The organism is Azospirillum thiophilum (genome assembly GCF_001305595.1).
Classification (GTDB): Bacteria; Pseudomonadota; Alphaproteobacteria; order Azospirillales; family Azospirillaceae; genus Azospirillum; species Azospirillum thiophilum.
The window spans coordinates 432174-450000 of sequence record NZ_CP012402.1 but is presented as its reverse complement, the minus strand read 5'-3'; the positions used below and the strand labels follow the sequence as shown (position 1 = coordinate 450000).

Annotated in this window: 14 protein-coding genes (1 of these 14 running past the window's edge); 5 read left to right on the top strand and 9 right to left on the bottom strand. The window is 68.6% G+C overall.

Translation table 11 applies throughout. From position 1 onward, the window contains the following. Positions 1–682 carry the start of a right-handed parallel beta-helix repeat-containing protein gene (locus AL072_RS15845; RefSeq protein WP_052710140.1) on the bottom strand. It extends 1196 nt beyond the left edge of the window, so 682 of the gene's 1878 nt are visible here — the first part of the coding sequence; its start codon is at positions 680–682; its stop codon lies off the left edge, out of view. Positions 683–1092: 410 nt separating this feature from the next. On the opposite strand from AL072_RS15845, the gene AL072_RS15840 reads away from it, so the two are divergent. After that, positions 1093–1707: a cold-shock protein gene (locus AL072_RS15840; RefSeq protein WP_245636884.1), complete on the top strand. Its 615-nt coding sequence runs from the start codon at positions 1093–1095 to the stop codon at positions 1705–1707. An 87-nt stretch (positions 1708–1794) separates the two neighbouring features. Here the strand turns inward: AL072_RS15840 and AL072_RS15835 are convergent, their stop codons facing one another. Genes AL072_RS15835 through AL072_RS15825 form a run of 3 tightly spaced genes read right to left on the bottom strand, consistent with a single transcriptional unit; the run spans position 1795 to position 6453 of the window. Continuing rightward, the gene (locus tag AL072_RS15835; RefSeq protein ID WP_045583228.1) at positions 1795–3510 is read right to left on the bottom strand and encodes a ShlB/FhaC/HecB family hemolysin secretion/activation protein; all 1716 of its coding nucleotides are present in this window, start codon (positions 3508–3510) and stop codon (positions 1795–1797) included. Between the two features lie 25 nt (positions 3511–3535). Then, entirely contained in the window at positions 3536–5704 is a 2169-nt protein-coding gene (locus AL072_RS15830) for an adenylate/guanylate cyclase domain-containing protein (RefSeq protein WP_045583229.1), read from the bottom strand. A 38-nt stretch (positions 5705–5742) separates the two neighbouring features. After that, positions 5743–6453, bottom strand: a complete 711-nt coding sequence (locus tag AL072_RS15825) for a hypothetical protein (protein WP_052710141.1) — start codon at positions 6451–6453, stop codon at positions 5743–5745. Positions 6454–6729: 276 nt separating this feature from the next. Here AL072_RS15825 and phoU point away from each other — a divergent pair, with 276 nt between their 5' ends. Continuing rightward, positions 6730–7530, top strand: coding sequence for a phosphate signaling complex protein PhoU (gene phoU, locus AL072_RS15820; protein ID WP_045583230.1), 801 nt, complete (start codon positions 6730–6732; stop codon positions 7528–7530). A gap of 112 nt (positions 7531–7642) precedes the next feature. Here phoU and AL072_RS15815 read toward each other — a convergent pair whose 3' ends face one another. Then, positions 7643–9352, bottom strand: a complete 1710-nt coding sequence (locus AL072_RS15815) for a hypothetical protein (protein WP_045583231.1) — start codon at positions 9350–9352, stop codon at positions 7643–7645. Between the two features lie 342 nt (positions 9353–9694). On the opposite strand from AL072_RS15815, the gene AL072_RS15810 reads away from it, so the two are divergent. Beyond that, positions 9695–10873, top strand: coding sequence for an ATP phosphoribosyltransferase regulatory subunit (locus tag AL072_RS15810; RefSeq protein WP_045583232.1), 1179 nt, complete (start codon positions 9695–9697; stop codon positions 10871–10873). A gap of 102 nt (positions 10874–10975) precedes the next feature. After that, on the top strand, positions 10976–12268 hold the full coding sequence (locus AL072_RS15805) for an adenylosuccinate synthase (protein WP_045583233.1): 1293 nt from the start codon (positions 10976–10978) through the stop codon (positions 12266–12268). A gap of 78 nt (positions 12269–12346) precedes the next feature. Here AL072_RS15805 and AL072_RS15800 read toward each other — a convergent pair whose 3' ends face one another. Both AL072_RS15800 and AL072_RS15795 read right to left on the bottom strand, forming a co-directional pair. Further along, a complete protein-coding gene (locus AL072_RS15800; protein WP_045583234.1) occupies positions 12347–13051 on the bottom strand; it encodes an SDR family oxidoreductase in 705 nt (234 codons plus the stop codon). A gap of 128 nt (positions 13052–13179) precedes the next feature. Continuing rightward, the gene (locus AL072_RS15795) at positions 13180–13632 is read right to left on the bottom strand and encodes an RrF2 family transcriptional regulator (protein WP_045583235.1); all 453 of its coding nucleotides are present in this window, start codon (positions 13630–13632) and stop codon (positions 13180–13182) included. Between the two features lie 258 nt (positions 13633–13890). Between AL072_RS15795 and AL072_RS15790 the strand changes: the two genes are divergently transcribed. Then, positions 13891–14523, top strand: coding sequence for an MBL fold metallo-hydrolase (locus tag AL072_RS15790; RefSeq protein WP_045583236.1), 633 nt, complete (start codon positions 13891–13893; stop codon positions 14521–14523). A gap of 33 nt (positions 14524–14556) precedes the next feature. Here AL072_RS15790 and AL072_RS15785 read toward each other — a convergent pair whose 3' ends face one another. After that, positions 14557–15378: a ParB/RepB/Spo0J family partition protein gene (locus AL072_RS15785; protein WP_045583237.1), complete on the bottom strand. Its 822-nt coding sequence runs from the start codon at positions 15376–15378 to the stop codon at positions 14557–14559. 149 nt (positions 15379–15527) lie between these two features. Beyond that, entirely contained in the window at positions 15528–17678 is a 2151-nt protein-coding gene (locus AL072_RS15780; protein WP_158511069.1) for a methyl-accepting chemotaxis protein, read from the bottom strand. Positions 17679–17827: the final 149 nt, after the last annotated feature.

Genomic DNA, 17827 nt, shown 5'->3' with positions numbered 1-17827 from the left:
CGTCGCGGATCAGCGAGGCGTCATTCATCACCCGATAGGTGCCGCCGGAGCGCAGGGCATAGGAAGCTGCATCGTCGAGCGTCAGCGTATGGTGATACTGGTCGATCGTCTTCACAGACGAGATGTCGTCCTTCAGCCGCTCGGTGTCGAAGGTCTGGACGACGAGGCCGGCATGGGGCTTCAGCGTCGACGGAATGTCGCCGGCGGAAAAATTGAAGCTGGTCTTGCTGGCACCGTCGGTTCCGGCCTTCAGCATATGCCAGCCGCTGGTCGCGGGGGCGGTCGGATCAACATCGCCGGTCTGCGCCGCCTGCTGGCGGACACCGCCGATGCTCACGTCCAGCCCATTGGCGATGGACAGCTTCGCGGAATAGAGGCCGCCGCCTTCGCTGGCGAAACCGGTCACCCGCTGCCCGCCGCTCAGCACCGGCGTCTCGCCCTTGTAGGCAAGGAAGCCGTGCCCGTCGTCGCGGGAGTCGAGGGTCAAGGTCTCGTCCAGGCGATAGGTGCCGCCGCGGATGTAGGTGGTGTCGGTATCGCTCGACCGCATCGCATCCCGCGCCTTCTCCAGGCTGGCGAAGGGACCGTCGGTACCGTCGGCGTTGGGAGCGGCGAGCCGCCCGGACCAGCTGTCCTTGCCCTGGGTGGACACGTAAAAGGCGGTCTGGTCGGTGGTCGTCATAAGTCGTTCCTCCGTTCTGATGGAGGGATGAGTCGAATTTTTTGGTTAATAATTCATTTCAAATGCGAATACCTCTGACGGGCAGGTATCCACAGCAAGACCGGTATCTTGTACCATGATACCGCATCCGAAATTCGAGGTGTTTCTGTTTTGGTTCGATTTCAAAGTCAACCAGAGCTTCTCGGTCTATGTCTGTGCAGGAAATCCGCGCAATGCGTGCCAAGATCCGGCTGCGTATCGGCCGAGCATATCGCCCCTGCTTCGCCCCCCATTACCACTCTGGTCATTTTCTGGGATTTTATGATAAGCTTGGGACCGCCGGGGTCTTTTCATGGTCACACAGCGGTGCCACGCCCAGTGCAGCGTAGGGGCCGCCATCCCCGGCCTACAGGACGTGAAAGGGACCTGTCTTGAGCGAAGAGTTGAAGAACGTCACCGCGACGAACGTCACCGCGACGGTAAAATGGTTCAAGCCGGAAAAGGGTTTTGGGTTCGTCCGCCTCGCCGATGGTTCGGGAGAGGCATTCTTGCACGCTTCGGTCCTGGCCGCCGCCTCCCTGCCCAACCCGGTCGAGGGCACGACGGTCGTCTGCGACCTGGCCCAGGGCGCCAAGGGACCCCAGGTCGTCGCCATTCACTCCGCCACGCCGCCGGAAACCCCGCCTGCTCCGCGTGCCCGCAACCAGCGCCCCCCCCGCCCCACCGCATCGGCCGTCCAGCCCGCTTTCCAAAGCGAGGATGGCGGCGAGGCCATGGTTCGCGCCCCCAAGCCGCCGCGTGAACGGCGCGAGCGCAGCGCCGAACCGGCCGGCCCGGCCACCATGGCCTACGGTACGGTGCGCTGGTACAATCTCGACAGCCAGTCCGGCCTGATCGAGCCCTGGGAAGAGGGTGCGACCGTCTATTTCGACCGCGCCACCCTGCGCCAGTCGGGCCTGGACATCGTCGCCGACGGCGAGGACGTCCGCTATCTGGCCGTCGGGTCGGAAGATGCGCCGGTCGCCCAGCGGGTCGAGTTGATCTGAAGGATGCCGCCGCGCGGATGGCCGGTCCGGCCATCCGCGCGGCGTTCTCCTCAGCGGCGGCGGTCCGGTGGCGGCAGACCCGCTGCGTCAGAACCGCGTCGACAGTGTGAAGAACACGCGTGGCTCGCGGTCCTGCGTGCTGAAGGGCGTGGTGATGAAGGGCCGTGCGACCTCCACCCCGGCGTCGATGCGCCGGAAGACGCCGACACGCAGGCCAAGGCCGGCTGACGCGAGCGAACGGCGGCCATGGCGCGTGCCGCTCTCGTAATTGTAAACCGCACCATAATCGCCAAAGCCATAGGCGATGGCGTAATCCAGGCCGTCGTCCTGGACCGGCAGGATATATTGCAATTCCGCCCGGCCGGCGAAGCCGCTGTCGCCGGTGATTTCCGAAGAATCGAAGGCCCGGCCATATTGCTTTCCGCCCAAACCGTATTCCTCCGACGACAGCAGTTGATCGGGGCTGTACTGCGCCTCGCCCGACAGGACCAGGATCGTCGAATCGTCGAGCGGCTGGTTGTGCTGTGCCGAGAGGGCGAGCTTGCGGAAGTCGCTGCGCCCTCCGCTGCGGGACAGGGCGGCGCTGCCGGTCCGCGTCGCGTTCAGGATGTCCAACCCCTTGGACAGTTCCGCGGTCAACAGGTTCGTCCCGCCCCAGCCATCGGCGAAATCGTAGGAAAGATTGACGGAGAGGATCCGCAGCCGATCCTGCGACAACTTGTCGCCCAGCGCGTCGGTGCGGCTGTCGCGGATGGTGAAGCCGGCCCCACCCCGCAAGCTCTGCGTCCGGCTGCGGATGAAGGGGTGCGAAACCGCAACCCGAGCGGATGTCGTCAGGCTGTCCAGCTCCAGCGGCCGGACACTGTCGCCGGGCTGCGACCAGGAGCGGCGGGCGCCATACTCCACCACCGTCCCCTCCGCATCCACCGGCACCAGCTGGCCCAGGTCGAAGAAGCGCAGCTCGCGGATCTGCGGGGTGACGATGCCCTGTACCGTCGTCCGCTCGAACAGGCCGAACTGGTCCTCGACACTGGCGACACCGGTCAGTTGCATCGGCCCGACCGAGCGGGTACCGCGGTTGTCGAGCGTCAGGGAGCCGTCGAACGGCGTGCGTTCCAGCGTCAGCGTCAGGCGCGAGGCGCCGGGCGTATCCGGCGAGGCCTCCAGCACGGTCTTGACCGCCACGCCGGGCAGATCGGCGGCCAGCAGGACATAGCGCTCCATCTCCGCCATGCGGAGCGGGCGGGAGCCCTTGATCTTCTCGCCCATCCGCCGCAACAGGCCCAACCGGTCCGTCGCCTCGCCCTGGATGACGACCTCGCTGACATAGCCCTCCACCACCTGCAGCCGGACGACGCCGTCCCGGATGCGCTGGGCCGGGACGACCGCCTGTGACAGCACATAGCCATCGTTGCGGTAGCGCGCGGTGATGGAGTCGCGGATGGCATAGAGATCGGCCAGCGTCACCGGCTTGCCCAGCTTGTCCTGCCACAGGGCCGCGAGGCTGGCGCCGTCATAGACGCTGTTGCCCTCGATCCGGACCTCGGTCAGCGTCAGGGTGATGCGCTCGGCATCCTGCGGCGGAGGTGCCCTTTCCGGCTCCGGCATCTCGATCTCCGGCACCGACTGCGGCACGGCGGGCCGCTCGAAGCGCTGCTCCAGCCGGTTGGGATCGAGGGAGGGAGGCAGGGACGGCGGCACCGCCTGGGCCAGGACCGGCAGCGGAACGGCGATGCCCAACAGAAGCAGGACGGACAGACGGCCGGGATGCAGGATGGCGAGGCGCGGGACGGGACGGTGCATGGCGGAGACGATGATCCTCGGACAGCTATTTGTCGGTAAGGGCGGTGACGCCCGCCCAATCCGGTTCAGGCGCGCTGCCGACACGCCGTTCCGCCTTGTGCAGCATCGCCAGCGCCGCGCTGTCGACTGCGACCAGCGAACGGAAACCGGCCGCCGCCTGGTCGAAGCGGCCGGCGCGCCAATGGTCGAGGGCGGCGGCATAGGCGGCGCGCTGGGCATGATCCTCCGGGTCGGATCGGCTGGCGTCGGACAAGGGTTCGAACACCGCGACCGGTTCGCTGCGACCGACCACCTGCACGGTGTCGAGCGCGCGGAACGCCTCCGGGTCGCCATGGTGCAGCACCGTCTCGCCGCTGACCATCAGTGCGGTGCTGTAGTATTTGTTGGCGCCCTCCAGGCGGGAGGCGAGATTCACGGTGTCGCCCATCACCGTGTAGTTGAAGCGCCGGGGAGAGCCGATGTTGCCGATCAGCGCCGGCCCGGTGGCGATGCCGATGCGGTTGGAGCCGCGGCCGCTCGCCGTCGCCAGCAGTGTCGGGTCGTCCGCCATCGCCTGCCGCATCGCCAGCGCCGCGGCGACCGCGGCACGGGCGTGGTTGTCGATGGCATAGGGAGCGCCGAACACCGCCAGCACCGCGTCGCCGATATATTTGTCGACGAAGCCGCCATGCGCCTCGATGATGTCGGTCATCACCGTGAAATAGCGGTTCAGCACCAGGACCAGCGCTTCCGGCTCCATCCCCTCCGACATCTTGGTGAAGCCGGCAATGTCGCAGAACAGGATGGAAAGGTCGCGCTCCTCCCCGCCCAGGCTGGGCGACTGGCCGGAGGCGATCATGTCGTCGATCAGCGAACCGGGCAGATAGAGCTTGAAGGCGCTGCGGATGCGCCGCTGGTCGCGGTCGAGCACGGCGAAGCGGAAGCCGAGCGCCAGCGGGAAAACCAGCAGCGCGGCCGAGGCCGCCTGCAGATAGGGCAGCACCAGCCCGGCCTGGAACAGCTCCACGGCGACGCCGCTCCAGCCTGCCAGTACCGCCACCAGCCAGGCGGCGGCCACCGGTGGGCGGGTCGCCAACGTCACCACGGCGGCCAGCCCGGCCAGCAGCAGCACCAGCGCCGCGGCGGTCGTGCCGTTCGTCTCCGCCAAGGCGTCGCGGTTCATCAGGTTGGAGATCGCGGCGGCGTGGATGTAGACTCCGGGGATGCTGTCGCGGGTGCGGCCGGCGACATACAGGTCGCTCATCACCGGCAGGGCGCAGCGCTCGGGCAGGTTCACCCCTTCCGGCTTGGTCACCCAGCGGTTGGAGGAGAGCTTGCGGTCCTCCACATCCAGCACGGTGCCGACCATCACCGCCTTGCCCTTGAAATGCCGGGCGAAATAGTCGGACTTGCCGGCCTCGGCGCAGGCGAACAGGTCGGCCAGCGAATAGGTCGGTATGGCACCGGCGGAGGTCGCATGGTTGACCAGAAGCCGGTCACCCTCCCCGCCCGGCAGCCGATAGCCGGCCAGCGCGGCACCGCCGTCCGGCAGCCGCTCCAGCGGCGCCTTCAACGCGCGGGAGGCAACCTCGACCGCCATGCCGGGCTCCTGCCTCGGCTGGCCGGCCTGCCCAGCGGTACCGGGCCCACCTGTGTTGGATCCGGCCACCGTCAGCGTCACCGGCACGCGGCGCAGCACGCCGTCGGGATCCTCCACCAGATTGACCGAACGGACATTGGTCGCCCCGGCGGCGATCATGTAGCCGCGGAAGGGCATCAGCGGGGCGCTCTGATGCTGCACCTTGGCCAGCACCAGACGGCCCTCCCTGCCGCCGCGTCGGAGCGTCAGCAGATAGTCGCGTTCGAAGCCGGGGATCAGCGTCTCGACCGAGGTCGGGTGGACAAGATCGAGGCCGATGGCGGCCGCCCCGCCATCGAGCATCGCCCCCAGCACAGTGCCGAGCCGCGGCCCCCACAGCGCCTGCGGCGTGCCGGCGAAGGGCGGGCGGCGATAGGTCTCCTCGTCGATGCCGACCACCACCACCGGCGACGGATCGGGTGCCGGGCGGGGACCGTGCAGCAGTTCGCGCAGCCAGTAGAGGCTGTCGATCGACGGCCCCTGGAGCGACGGCGAGACCGCCAGCGCCAGCAATGCGGCGACGACCGGCGCCACCGCACTGAGCAGGACAAGCCGGAGACGCCGCGGCAGCTTCATCGTCGCCCTCTCATCGTTGCGTCGCCATCCCAGGCGGCTCAGAAACGGATCAGCCGGCCGAGCGCCGGCCCGCCGCCGCCGACCGCCTTGTCGTCGATCTTGACGATGAAGGATTTCTGTCCGGCGGAAACCTTATAGAGACCGCCGGGCTCAAGCCCCGCCCCATCCTTCTTCGCAGTGTCCAGCGTGGTGCCGGGGACGTTGACCGTGGTCAGCGCGATGCCCTGCACGTCCAGGCGGTCGATGGTGACCGGGCCGGGGGCCGACAGGATCAGCACCGGCTGGGTCTTGAACAGCGTCAGGTCAGGCTTGGGCGGCGGCGCCTTCATGCCCGGCAGGGCGATGGGTGCGCTGCGGAAGACGGTTACCCCCGCCTTGCCGGTCTCGCTGGAGGCCAGCAGCAGCTTGCCGCCGTCGCAGGGCAGCGTATGACGCTGGACCTGGCCGCCGTCCACCGCCGACTCGCGGGCGCCGACCGTGACCGAGCCACCGGTGATCGTCTCGTTCACGCATGATTCGAGATAGCTCAAGGTCAGCGTCTGGCCCGCCTTCAGCGCCACGCTGCGGCCGGCCGCCAGATAATCCATCGGTTGCACGCCGTCGACGCCGTCGGACACATCCTCGACCAGAGCGGTGGGAGCCGGAGCGGCGGGGGCCGGATCGGCGGCGAGCGCGGCGGGCGAGGCGGCGAGCAGCAGCAGGGTGCCGGCGGCGAACGCGCGGGCGGGCGTCTGGAACGCGATGGACATTGGAATCGGCCTCCCGGTCAGTGCGATGGGGAATCCCCCCATGCGGACGGTAACATTGCGGCTGTGTTCCCTTTAGCGAAGTTACCGGGTTACTTCAAATCCAATGCGTCCGCCGATGCCGTCCATCGACAGTACCGGGGAATGGGATTGTCAGAAAACCGCAACAATCCCGCCATGCCGCCGTCATGCCTCCGGGCTACTGTACGCGTCCCGCGCGTGGCGACCGTTCCGGTTGCGGCGGTTGGGACGGGCATCACTGGGGCGTCACGACCGATCATGGCCACCGAACACATCGTCCGCTCATTCGCGCAGGAACTGCAGCGCCTCTCGAACCTCGTCACCCAGATGGGCGGCGTCGCCGAGGCTCAGGTCGAGGCCGCGGTGAAGGCGGTGTCGCGCCGTGACGTCGGGCTGGCCTCGCAGGTGATGCAGGCGGACGCGCGGCTGGACGCCTATGAGCGGGACATCGACGCGGAGGCGGTGCGGCTGCTCGCCCTGCGCCAGCCGATGGCCCAGGACCTGCGTGAGATCGTGTCGGCGCTGAAGGTTTCCGCCGACCTGGAGCGCATCGGCGACTATGCCGCCAACATCGCCAAGCGGTCGCTGGCGCTGGCCCAGGTGCCGGCGGTGCGCCCGGCGGCCGGCATCCCGCGCATGGGGCGGCTGGTCGAAGCCATCATGAAGGAAGTGCTCGACGCCTATATCGAGCGCGACGTCGACAAGGCCATCGCCGCCTGGGAACGCGACGAGGAACTGGACGACCTCTACACCAGCTTGTTCCGCGAAGTCCTGACCTACATGATGGAGGACCCGCGCAACATCACGCCCTGCACCCATCTGCTGTTCATGGCGAAGAACCTGGAACGCATCGGCGACCACGCCACCAACATCGCCGAGATCATCCATTTCCTGGTGGTCGGCTCGCCGCTGACCGTGCTGCGTCCGAAGAATGACGGAACCAGCTTCGCGGTGGTGACGCCGGGCCGGACGGATGCCGTACCGCCGGCGATCGACTCTTTCGCCACCAAGCCGCCGGGCACGCCCGACGACGACGAGGGGCCGGCCGATGCGGGGTGACGGGGCGGAAACGCACGCGTCCCGCTGAAGGAGAGGCATAATACCAGTGGCTCCTGATCCTGACCTGTCAGGATCAGGAGCTTCGGCGGCATGAGCCGCCGCCGACGCCGCCTCACACCAGCCCGGCCTGCCCGAGCAGGCGGTGGAACTCCCGCAGCGCGCTCTGCCGCAAGGTCGGTTCGCTGAGATCGGCGACATACCGCTCCTCGAACTGCGGCTGGCGCAGGTGGGAGACGACGCGCTGGCGCACGACCGCCAGCGCCTTGCGGCTGCGCAGCGTGCCAGGGGCGCAGAGCCGCATCAGGCGGTTGGCACGCTGCCGCAGCGGATCGGCCGGATTGTCCAGCCGCTCCACCACATGGCTTTCATGGATGTAGGTGACCAGCAACGTGTCGATGTTGTCGGCCAGCCTGCCTTTCAGCGGCTCCGGCACGCCCGAATCGACCACGTGCTGATAGAGCATGGTCAGCCGTTCCAGATTGTCCTTGATCGGGCCGCCACGCGCCACGAAGCGCGCGAAGCCCTGCGGATCGCCGGTGGCGCGGTCCAGCAGCCGGCTCACGTCCTCGGCCTGCGACCGCCCCAGTTCCGACTGCGCCAGCGCCAGCAGGAAGCGCACGCCGTCGGCGGCATCGGGGATCAACCCCACCACCTCTTCCATCGCCCGCCGCCGGCCGGACGCCCCGCCCGCCTCCAGGAAGCGGAGGTAGCGCAGCACCAGCGCCTCCGCCATCGCCCCGCCTCCGACCGGCCCCGCCGGCGCCAGGGAACGGGCCAGCACCTCGGCGAAGGCCTCGCGCTCGCGCGCCGGGTCGTGGCGGTAGAGCGGCTGCGTGCCCTTCAACTGCCGCCGCACGAGGTCCAGCACGACATGGCGGGTTTCGGGCAAATCGTGGAAGGCCAGCAGCTCGTTCATCTGGACGGCGCGGTCGTCCTCCGCCCGGCGGGTGACATCCAGCCGGCCGCGCGACAGGTCGATCAGGCTGCACAGCGCCCCGGCCATGCTGCCCTGCGGCCCCAGCAGTTCCTGCGCCACCGCCGGAGCCCCCAGCACGTCGGCGACCACACCATCGACCAGCGCCAGCGGCAGCGCCGGCAACCCGCCATCCTGCCGGACCAGTTCGGCCAGGAAATCCAGCTTGGCCAGCCAATTGCGCATCTGCACCAGATCGCGCGCCAGCAGGACGCGGCCGAGGAAGTCACGATCCTCCGGTGCCTCGCGCGCGCTCAGCGTGTCGAAGGCATGGGCGAAGCCGGCCGACCCCAGCACCGGCAGATCCTTGCGCGCCGCAGCCGACCGTGCCCGCTCGGTGACGCCGTTCAGGATGCCGTACAGCTCGTCGCGCCGTGACCGGCCGTCGATCTTCGCCCGTTCCGCCTGCAGCGCGGCCACCCGGCCGACGGCCGATACGAACAGGTTGTCCTTGTCCTGCAGGCGCTTCAGGTCAGGATAGCTGTGCAGGAGCTCGGTCGGGGTCACCACCGCGCGGTCGACATAGTTGCGCAGCAGCCGGTTGATGACCATCCGCCCCTCGACCGCGAAGACCCCCTCGGCGTCGTGGCAGAGCGGTGGCGGCTCGTCGATCGGAGCGATCAGGATGGCGCCGGACTGGCTGCGGAACTCCTGGTGCAGTTCCGTCTCGACATGGCGGCCGTCCGGACGGGCCCAGTCGCGCAGGATCCGGATTCCCTCGACCCGGCCGCCGGACAGGATGCGGGAGCCATGGGCCCGCGCCTCCGCCTCGCTCGCGAAGCAGCGGTCCAGAACCCAATGGTCCTCCTGATAGACCTGGACTTCGTAGCTGTTGCCGGGCAGAGCCATCCGCCGCACCCTCCCCATTCCGAGTGCCAGCAATCCAGGATTCGAACATCTTTGCGACGAATTCAATCGAATTCTTGTCCCCGGAACCGCCCAGTTTGCGGCGCCGCACCGTCGATTGTGCGCGACGACAATCGCCTTGCCCCGAAGCGGCCGGCGGGCTCCGCCGGAACCGGTTCTGCCGGCCCGCACCGGCCGCGCAGGGGAGATGCCGGCGGCTTGCGGGGCTTTTCCATTTGCATGCGGAGCGGGGGTCGGGTATTAGCCCGCCCCGTGTGTCCGACATTCGCCGCGGTACCCCTGCCGCTGCCTGAAACCTCTGCCTGAAACGAGACGACGCTGGTCATGCCCGCCGACGCATTGAGTTCCGCCCTGCTTCCCGCCGGACTGCACGACGTGTTGCCGTCCGAAGCGGCGCACGAGGCGGCCGCCGTCGAACGCCTGCTGGCGGAATTCGCCGCGCAGGGCTATCGCCGCGTCGACCCGCCGCTGGTGGAGTTCGAGGAGAACCTGCTGTCCGGCCCCGGCGCCGCGATGTCCAAGCAGACCTTCCGGCTGATGGACCCGCATTCGCAGCGCATGATGGCGGTGCGCGCCGACATCACCCCGCAGATCGCCCGCATCGCCACCACCCGCCTGAAGAACGAGGCCCGGCCGCTGCGCCTGTGCTACGCCGGGCAGGTGCTGCGGGTGAAGGGGTCGCAGCTGCGCCCGGAACGCCAGTTCACCCAGGTCGGCGTCGAGCTGATCGGCGCGCTGGAGGCGGAGGCCGATGCCGAGGTGGTGCTGCTGGCCGTCCAGGCTTTGACGGCCATCGGCGTGCCGCACCTGTCGGTCGATCTCTGCGTGCCGACCATGGTGTCGCGCATCTGCGCCGGGCTCGGCCTGGGCGAGGAGGAGATCCGGGAGCTGCGCGCGGCGCTCGACCGTAAGGACGCCGCCGCGGTGGCGGCGGTCGGCGGACCGGCGGCGGCCCTGCTGGAATCGCTGATGACCGCGTCCGGCCCGGCCGACCGCGCCATGCAGGCGCTGGCCGCCCTGCCGCTGCCGGAGGGCGCCGAGAAGGACCGCCGCCGGCTGACCGAGACGCTGGCGCTGCTGCGCGCGGCGATGCCCGGCCTGACGGTCACCGTCGATCTGGTGGAACATCGCGGCTTCGAATATCAGACCGGCCTCAGCTTCACCCTGTTCTCCCGCGCGGCGGGGGAACTGGGCCAGGGCGGGCGCTATCGCGCCGGAGCGCAGGGAGAGGCCAGAGGGGACGGCAAAGGCGACGGCCGGGGCGAGCCGGCGACCGGCTTCACCCTCTACATGGACACGCTGCTGCGCGCCGTTCCGGCGGCCAAGGCCCCGGGGCGCGTTTATGTGCCGCATGGCACGAGTTGGGAATCGGCACGCAAACTGCGGGCCGAGGGTTGGGTGACGGTGGCCGGGCTGGCCCCGGTGGCCGATGCGGCCGCGGAAGCCGGACGGCTCCATTGCGGCCATTGGCTGGCGGACGGGGACGTCCGGACGGTCGGGTAAACCCGGAGAGCGGGTGATCGGCTCCCCACGCCGCACGGATGGTGCCGTGCGGTGGATCGGGCGGTCGAGCGGTTCCTTTTTGCAGTATTGCGGAGACGAGAGATGGCCAACGTTGCGGTGGTCGGCGCCCAGTGGGGCGACGAGGGCAAGGGCAAGATCGTCGACTGGCTGTCCAGCCGGGCCGATGTGGTGGTGCGCTTCCAGGGCGGTCACAACGCCGGCCACACGCTGGTGATCAACGGCGTCGAATACAAGCTGAGCCTGCTGCCGTCCGGCGTGGTGCGTCAGAACAAGCTGTCGGTCATCGGCAACGGCGTCGTCTTCGACCCCTGGGCCTTCATCCGCGAAGTCAACGCGATCAAGGACAAGGGCGTCTCCGTCACGCCGGAGAACCTGATCGTCGCCGAGAACGTGCCGCTGATCCTGCCGGTCCACAGCGCGCTGGACAAGGCGCGGGAAGAGGCCAAGGGCGCCGGCAAGATCGGCACCACCGGCCGCGGCATCGGGCCGGCCTATGAGGACAAGGTGGCGCGCCGCGCCATCCGCCTGTGCGACCTGACCGACGAGGCCGTGCTGGTCGAGAAGGTCGACGCCCTGCTGGCCCACCACAACGCGCTGTTCCGCGCGTTGGGCGCGCCGGAGATGACCCCGGCCGACATCCTGGATCCCCTGCGCGAGATCGCGCCGCAGGTGCTGCCCTACGCCGCCGTCGTCTGGAAGCAGCTGGACGAGCTGCGCCGCGCCGGCAAGCGCATCCTGTTCGAGGGTGCCCAGGGCACGATGCTGGACATCGACCACGGCACCTATCCCTACGTCACCTCCTCCAACACGGTGGCGGGCAATGCGGCGGCCGGCAGCGGCATGGGTCCGCGCGCCGTCGGCTATGTGCTGGGCATCTGCAAGGCCTACACCACCCGCGTCGGCTCCGGCCCCTTCCCGACCGAGCTGACCGACGAGATCGGCGAGCTGATCGGCCAGAAGGGCAAGGAGTTCGGCGTGGTGACCGGGCGCAAGCGCCGCTGCGGCTGGTTCGACGCCGTCATGGTCCGCCAGGCGATCAAGACCGGCGGCATCGACGGCATCGCCCTGACCAAGCTGGACGTGCTGGACGGCTTCGACGAGATCAAGGTCTGCGTCGGCTATCGGCTGGACGGCCAGGAGCTGGACTATTACCCGTCCAACGCCGGCGCCCAGGCCCGCGTCGAGCCGATCTACGAGACCTTCGAGGGCTGGAAGGACACCACCCGCGGCGCCCGCTCCTGGGCGGAACTGCCGGCCCAGGCGGTCAAGTATGTCCGCCACATCGAGGAGCTGATCCAGGCCCCGGTCGCCCTGCTGTCGACCAGCCCGGAACGCGACGACACCATCCTGATGACGGACCCGTTCGCCGACTGACCCGGCGGCAGGATGGTTGAAACAGCGAAGGGCCGGCGCATTGCCGGCCCTTCGCTTTTCTGAGTGATCCCGCGGCGGTCAGACCGCGCGGGTCAGGCCGCCGTCGACCCGGATGTTCTGACCGGTGATGTAGCCCGCCCCCGGCGAGGCCAGGAAGGCGACGGTGGCGGCGATCTCCTCGCTGCTGCCGTAGCGCTGCATCGGCACGCCCTGGCGGCGCTCCTCGGTCGCCGGCAGGCTGTCGATCCAGCCCGGCAGGACGTTGTTCATCCGCACATTCTGCACGGCATACTGGTCGGCGAAGATCTTGGTGTAGGCGGCCAGCCCGGCACGGGCGACGGCGGAAGTCGGGAACATCGCGCTCGGCTCGAAGGCCCAGGCGGTGGAGATGTTGACGATCGACCCGGCCTTCTGCGTCACCATGACTGGCGCCACCAGCCGCACCGCCCGCACAACGTTGAGGAAATAGACCTCGATCCCGCGGTGCCAGTCCTCGTCGGTGATCTCCAGCAGCGGCGCACGGGGGCCGTGGCCGGCGCTGTTGACCAGCACGTCGATGCGGCCCCAGCGCTCCATGGTGCTGTCGACCAGGCGCTTCAGATCGTCATTGGACTGGTTGGTCCCGGTCACGCCCAAGCCGCCCAGTTCGCCGGCCAATGCCTCGCCCTTGCCCGACGAGGACAGGATCGCGACCTTGAACCCGTCGGCCGCCAGCCGCCGCGCCGAGGCGGCACCCATGCCGCTGCCGCCGGCGGTGATGACGGCAACCTTGTCTGCGGACATTACGAATCCTCCCGAAGCCCTGCGCCCGGCATCGACGGCCGATACCGGCGCCTTGAGTTCCGGCAAGCATATGGTCGGCCGGCCGCCGCCTCAAACCCGATTCGAGGCAGGGGTATCGTTCATCGATGTCAGATGTCGAAATTCGCCGCGATGTTGCCGGTGGACTGGCGATGGCGCAGGGCGTCGGCCAGGGTGCGGTTGTCCAGCACATTGGCGGTGGCATCGCGGACCTGGACCATCAGCCAGCGGACCGAGCAGGTCTCGGTATCGATGCAGTCTTCGCAGGGCTTGAAGGACGCCTTGCTGGCGCAGGGGATCGGCGCCAGATGGCCGTCGATCAGGCGAATCACCTCGCCGAAGGAGATCTCGGTGGCCGGGCGGGCCAGCCGGTAGCCGCCGCTCTTGCCGCGCTTGGCGAACAACAGGCCTTCCTTGCGCAGTTCGACCAGGATCGCTTCGAGGAACTTGCGCGGGATGTTCTCGCGTTCCGCGATGTCGGCGATCAGGATCAGATCGCCGGTGTCCTTCTCCGCCAGCATGATCAGGGCACGCAACGCGTATTTGGCTTTCTGCGAGAGCATTCCGGCGGAATCCGTTCCTTTGCGGCGGCGGTCGGACCGACCGCTTCGCTCTAAAGCTTGATGGTTAACATTTCGTACCGGCCCGATATTCGACCGAAGGGGCCGGGACCGTGCTGTGAACAGCGGACAGTAGCCAGATTCGACCACCGAAGAGAAGGGTTTGCGCGAAGGATTTGCGGCCAACGCCCCCGGCGCGTTAAGGTCGCGCCGCTATCCGACCCGTCGCACCCGTTCGCAAGCAGCCCCGAAGGACAGGACATGCAGTACGCGATCGTTCCGGTCACCCCGTTCCAGCAGAACTGTACGGTGCTCTGGTGCCCCGAGACGATGAAGGGCGCTGCCATCGACCCCGGCGGCGACCTCGACCGCATCCTCGCCGCCGCGAAGGCCAAGGGAGTGACCCTGGAGAAGATCCTGGTCACCCACGGCCACATCGACCATGCCGGCGCCGTCGCCGACCTTGCCGACAAGCTGTCGCTGCCGATCGAGGGGCCGCAGCGCGAGGACCAGTTCTGGATCGACGGCATGCCGATGCAGAGCCAGATGTTCGGCTTTCCCCCCGTCCGCTCCTTCACGCCGGACCGCTGGCTGGAGGAGGGCGATACGGTGACCATCGGCAACCAGACGCTGGAGGTCCGCCACTGCCCCGGCCACACCCCCGGCCATGTGGTGTTCGTCCACCGGCCGTCCAAGCTCGCCATCGTCGGCGACGTGCTGTTCCAGGGCTCGGTCGGCCGCAGCGATTTCCCCAAGGGCAATCACGGCGACCTGATCGCCTCGATCCACGACAAACTGTTGCCCTACGGCGACGATTTCGCCTTCATCCCCGGCCATGGTCCGATGTCCAGCTTCGGCCAGGAGCGGCTGTACAACCCGTTCCTGAACGACTGAGGGGACCCGCCGGGCTCCTCAGCCCACCATCGCTCAATCCACCGTCGGGTCGTCGCCCAGCAGCAGGTCGATGCGGCGGCGCAGCCCGATCAGTTCGCGGCGCTGCATGTCGTCGACATAGGCGCGATGCTCGCGCGGGTCGCCCAGCCGGGCGGTGGCGCGGCGCAGCGCATCCAGGAAGCGGCCGACCGCCGACATGGTGCGCAGCGACGGCTCCTTGGCGGCATCCTTGCGGCTGCGGGCGGCCTGGACAGTACCGTCGCCCGCCTTCACCTGCTCCCACAGCGCCATCTGCTCTTCCAGATCCTTGATCCAGGCGATCTCGATCAGGGTGGAGCGGGAGACGTCGTGGTGGGCGGCGGCATATTCCTGCTTGATCGTCTCCGGCAGTGCGTTCAGCCGAAGGGTGTGGCTGATGTTGCTCTGGCTCTTGCCGATGATGCGGCCGAGCTGCTCCTGGGTGTAGCCGAAACGGTCGATCAGCCGGGCCAGCGCCTCCGCCAGTTCGAGCGCGTCGAGGTCGACACGCTGGACATTCTCGACCAGCGTCAGCTCGTCCGGATTGCCGGAGGTGACCAGCGCGTAGACCGTCGCCAGCCCGAGCATCTCATGCGCGCGCAGCCGCCGCTCGCCGGCAACCAGCCGGTGGCCGCCGACCGTCTCCTGCACCAGGATCGGCTGCTTCAACCCGTAATGCGCGATCGAGTCGGCCAGCCCCTGCATCTCGTCCGGGTCGAAATGGCGCCGCGGCAGGTTGGGATTGCGGATGATCCTCGCGACGTCCAGTTCCAGCAGACGGGGCGGCTTGCCCGCATCGTCGAACAGGTCCGAATGATCGGGTGCGAGCGTCGGCATGGCGTGTCGTGGTTCCCTGTTCACTCTTTCTTCCACTCCTGCGACCGTGCCCCGTCCGTCACGGCCCTGTCAACGGCGCAGTGAGAAGAAAAGGAGAACAGGACGGATCGGTTCCACCATGGCCGGCACCCGCCCCCCTTACGCCGCCCTCATGCCGCCTTGATATCGGCCAGGAAGCGTTCGATCTCCGCCCGCAGGTGGCCGGCCTGTCGCGTCAGGTCCTGGGACGAGGTCAGAACCTCTCCCGCCACCGTTTTGGTCGTGTCAGCGGACCGCGCCACCCCGTCGATGATCGCGGTGACCGACTGGGTCGCCTTGGCAGCCTGATCGGCGTTGGCGGCGATGTCCATCGTGGCGTTGCCCTGCTCCTCGATGGCGTTGGCGACGATGTCGGAGATGCGGCCCATGTCCTCGATCACCGTCACGATCTGACCGATGGAGGCGGCGGCCCCGTCTGTCACCGACTGCATGGTGCCGATCTGGCTGCCGATCTCGTCGGTGGCCTTGGCGGTCTGCGAGGCGAGGTGCTTGACCTCGTTGGCGACGACGGCGAAGCCCTTGCCCGCCTCGCCCGCCCGCGCCGCCTCGATGGTGGCGTTCAACGCCAGCAGGTTGGTCTGCGCCGCGATGTCGTGGATCAGCTGCACGACGGTACCGATGCGGTTGGCGGTCTCCACCACCACCCGCATGGTCTCGCCGGCCTGGGCAGCCGCGCCGACGGCGGCCTGGGTGATGCGGCTCGATTCCTGGATGTGACGGCCGATGTCGCCGATCGAGGCACGCAGCTGGTTGGCCGCCGACGCCACCGTGCCGACGTTGCTCGCGGTCTGGTCGGCAGCCGCGGCGACGCTGGTCGCCTCGTGCAGCGTCCGGTCGGCGCCGTCGCTCATCGACCTTGCGGTCGTCTCCAGCCCGCCGGCGGCATTGGCCACCGCGCGGACGATGCCACCGACCCGCGCATCGAAGCCGTCCGTCACCCGTTCCAGCTGGCGGGTGCGCTCCTCGCGCAGCAGCTGGATCCGCTCCTGTTCGGCATGGAGCTCGTCGGCCCTGATCAGCGCCTCCTTGAACACCTGCATGGCGCCGGCCATCCGGCCGATCTCGTCATGGCGCTCCTGCGCCGGCACGTCGAGCCGGCGTTCGCCCTGGGCCAGACGCTGCATCGCCTCGGACATCGCCGACAGCGGACGGGTGATGCCGCGGGCAAACAGGACGCCGCCCAGGCAGACGACCAGCAACAGGACGGCCCCAGCTCCGATCATCTGGTTGCGCATGGAATGGACCGGCGCGAGGATCTCGTCCACCGCCGCCTCCGCCAGCACCAGCCAGTGGAAGCCACCATGCGCCATCGGCCGATAGGCGGTCAGGGCCGGGCCGTTGCCTCCGACGTCGGTCGCCTCGACCACCCCGGCCCGGTCGGGATCGCTCTTGATGGCGCCGATGGCGCCGCCGTCATAGGGCTTCAGCACGGCCATTTCCCGGGCGAAGCGCGGCGTGCTGCGCAGCCGTCCGTCCTGCCCCAACAGGAACGTGTCGCCGCTGTCCCCCATGCCGCCGGTGGCACGCATGATGCGGTCCAGCCCGTTCGACTCCATGCGGAACACCAGCGTCGCCAGCGTCTGCTGGTTGCCGTCCGGCTGCCGCAGCACCACCGGAGTGGCGAGGAAGGCCGAAGGCACGCCGCCGGCCGGCGTGTAGGCGGTGAAATCGGCGCTCTGCGCCTCTTCGGACTTGGGATCGCGCTTCACCGCATCCATCAGGGCGACCAGCGGCCCGTCGGCGACCGGCTTGCCGAAATCGCCGCCCTTGGCGGCGCTGTAGACCACCTGCCCCTCCTGCGACACCAGGAGCACGTCGGCCAGCCCGCGGCGCAGCATCAGGTCGGTCATCCAGGAATGCAGCCGCAGATGCGCCATGTCGTACATGGTGCTGCCCTCCGGCTTCTCCATCTTGTAGCGCTCGGCCGGCGGGTTGGGATTGTCGTCGACATAGCGCTTGCGCAGCAGGGTGCCGGGGTCGCCGCGGTCGGCCTCGATCCGCCAGCCGTTGTTCAGCGCAACCGCGGCATCGCGCATGGAGCGTGTGTTCGCCGTCAGGACGATGTCGCCCTCCAGCCCCTCGATATACGATGCCACACTGGCGGCGCGGGCATCGGCCAACGCCACCAGCTTGTCCTGGGCCGCGGTGCGCAGCCGATCGGTTGCCGCGACATAGGCGAAGCTGCCGAGCAGCAGGGCCGTCAGCACCGCCGACCCGACCACCGCCCCCGGAATCTTGTGGCGCAAAAGCAGGCTATTCAAGGTTGCATCCCTCCCGGAAGAGCATGGCACCGGTTGATCCGGATTCATTGGCGCCGCATCGCCCGGTCCCACTCGCCGGAAAGTTGCCCACCGCAGGCGGCACGAACGTTGCGTCGCATACAAATTATCCTATCCATCAACTGTTAACA

Excerpts from the sequence above, each read along its gene's own strand:
- AL072_RS15795 (WP_045583235.1), bottom strand. The coding sequence starts at position 13,632 with ATGCTCTCGCAGAAAGCCAAATACGCGTTGCGTGCCCTGATCATGCTG.
- AL072_RS15800 (WP_045583234.1), bottom strand. The coding sequence starts at position 13,051 with ATGTCCGCAGACAAGGTTGCCGTCATCACCGCCGGCGGCAGCGGCATG.
- AL072_RS15825 (WP_052710141.1), bottom strand. The coding sequence starts at position 6,453 with ATGTCCATCGCGTTCCAGACGCCCGCCCGCGCGTTCGCCGCCGGCACC.
- AL072_RS15835 (WP_045583228.1), bottom strand. The coding sequence starts at position 3,510 with ATGCACCGTCCCGTCCCGCGCCTCGCCATCCTGCATCCCGGCCGTCTG.
- phoU (WP_045583230.1), top strand. The coding sequence starts at position 6,730 with ATGGCCACCGAACACATCGTCCGCTCATTCGCGCAGGAACTGCAGCGC.
- AL072_RS15830 (WP_045583229.1), bottom strand. The coding sequence starts at position 5,704 with ATGAAGCTGCCGCGGCGTCTCCGGCTTGTCCTGCTCAGTGCGGTGGCG.
- AL072_RS15805 (WP_045583233.1), top strand. The coding sequence starts at position 10,976 with ATGGCCAACGTTGCGGTGGTCGGCGCCCAGTGGGGCGACGAGGGCAAG.
- AL072_RS15810 (WP_045583232.1), top strand. The coding sequence starts at position 9,695 with ATGCCCGCCGACGCATTGAGTTCCGCCCTGCTTCCCGCCGGACTGCAC.
- AL072_RS15815 (WP_045583231.1), bottom strand. The coding sequence starts at position 9,352 with ATGGCTCTGCCCGGCAACAGCTACGAAGTCCAGGTCTATCAGGAGGAC.
- AL072_RS15785 (WP_045583237.1), bottom strand. The coding sequence starts at position 15,378 with ATGCCGACGCTCGCACCCGATCATTCGGACCTGTTCGACGATGCGGGC.
- AL072_RS15790 (WP_045583236.1), top strand. The coding sequence starts at position 13,891 with ATGCAGTACGCGATCGTTCCGGTCACCCCGTTCCAGCAGAACTGTACG.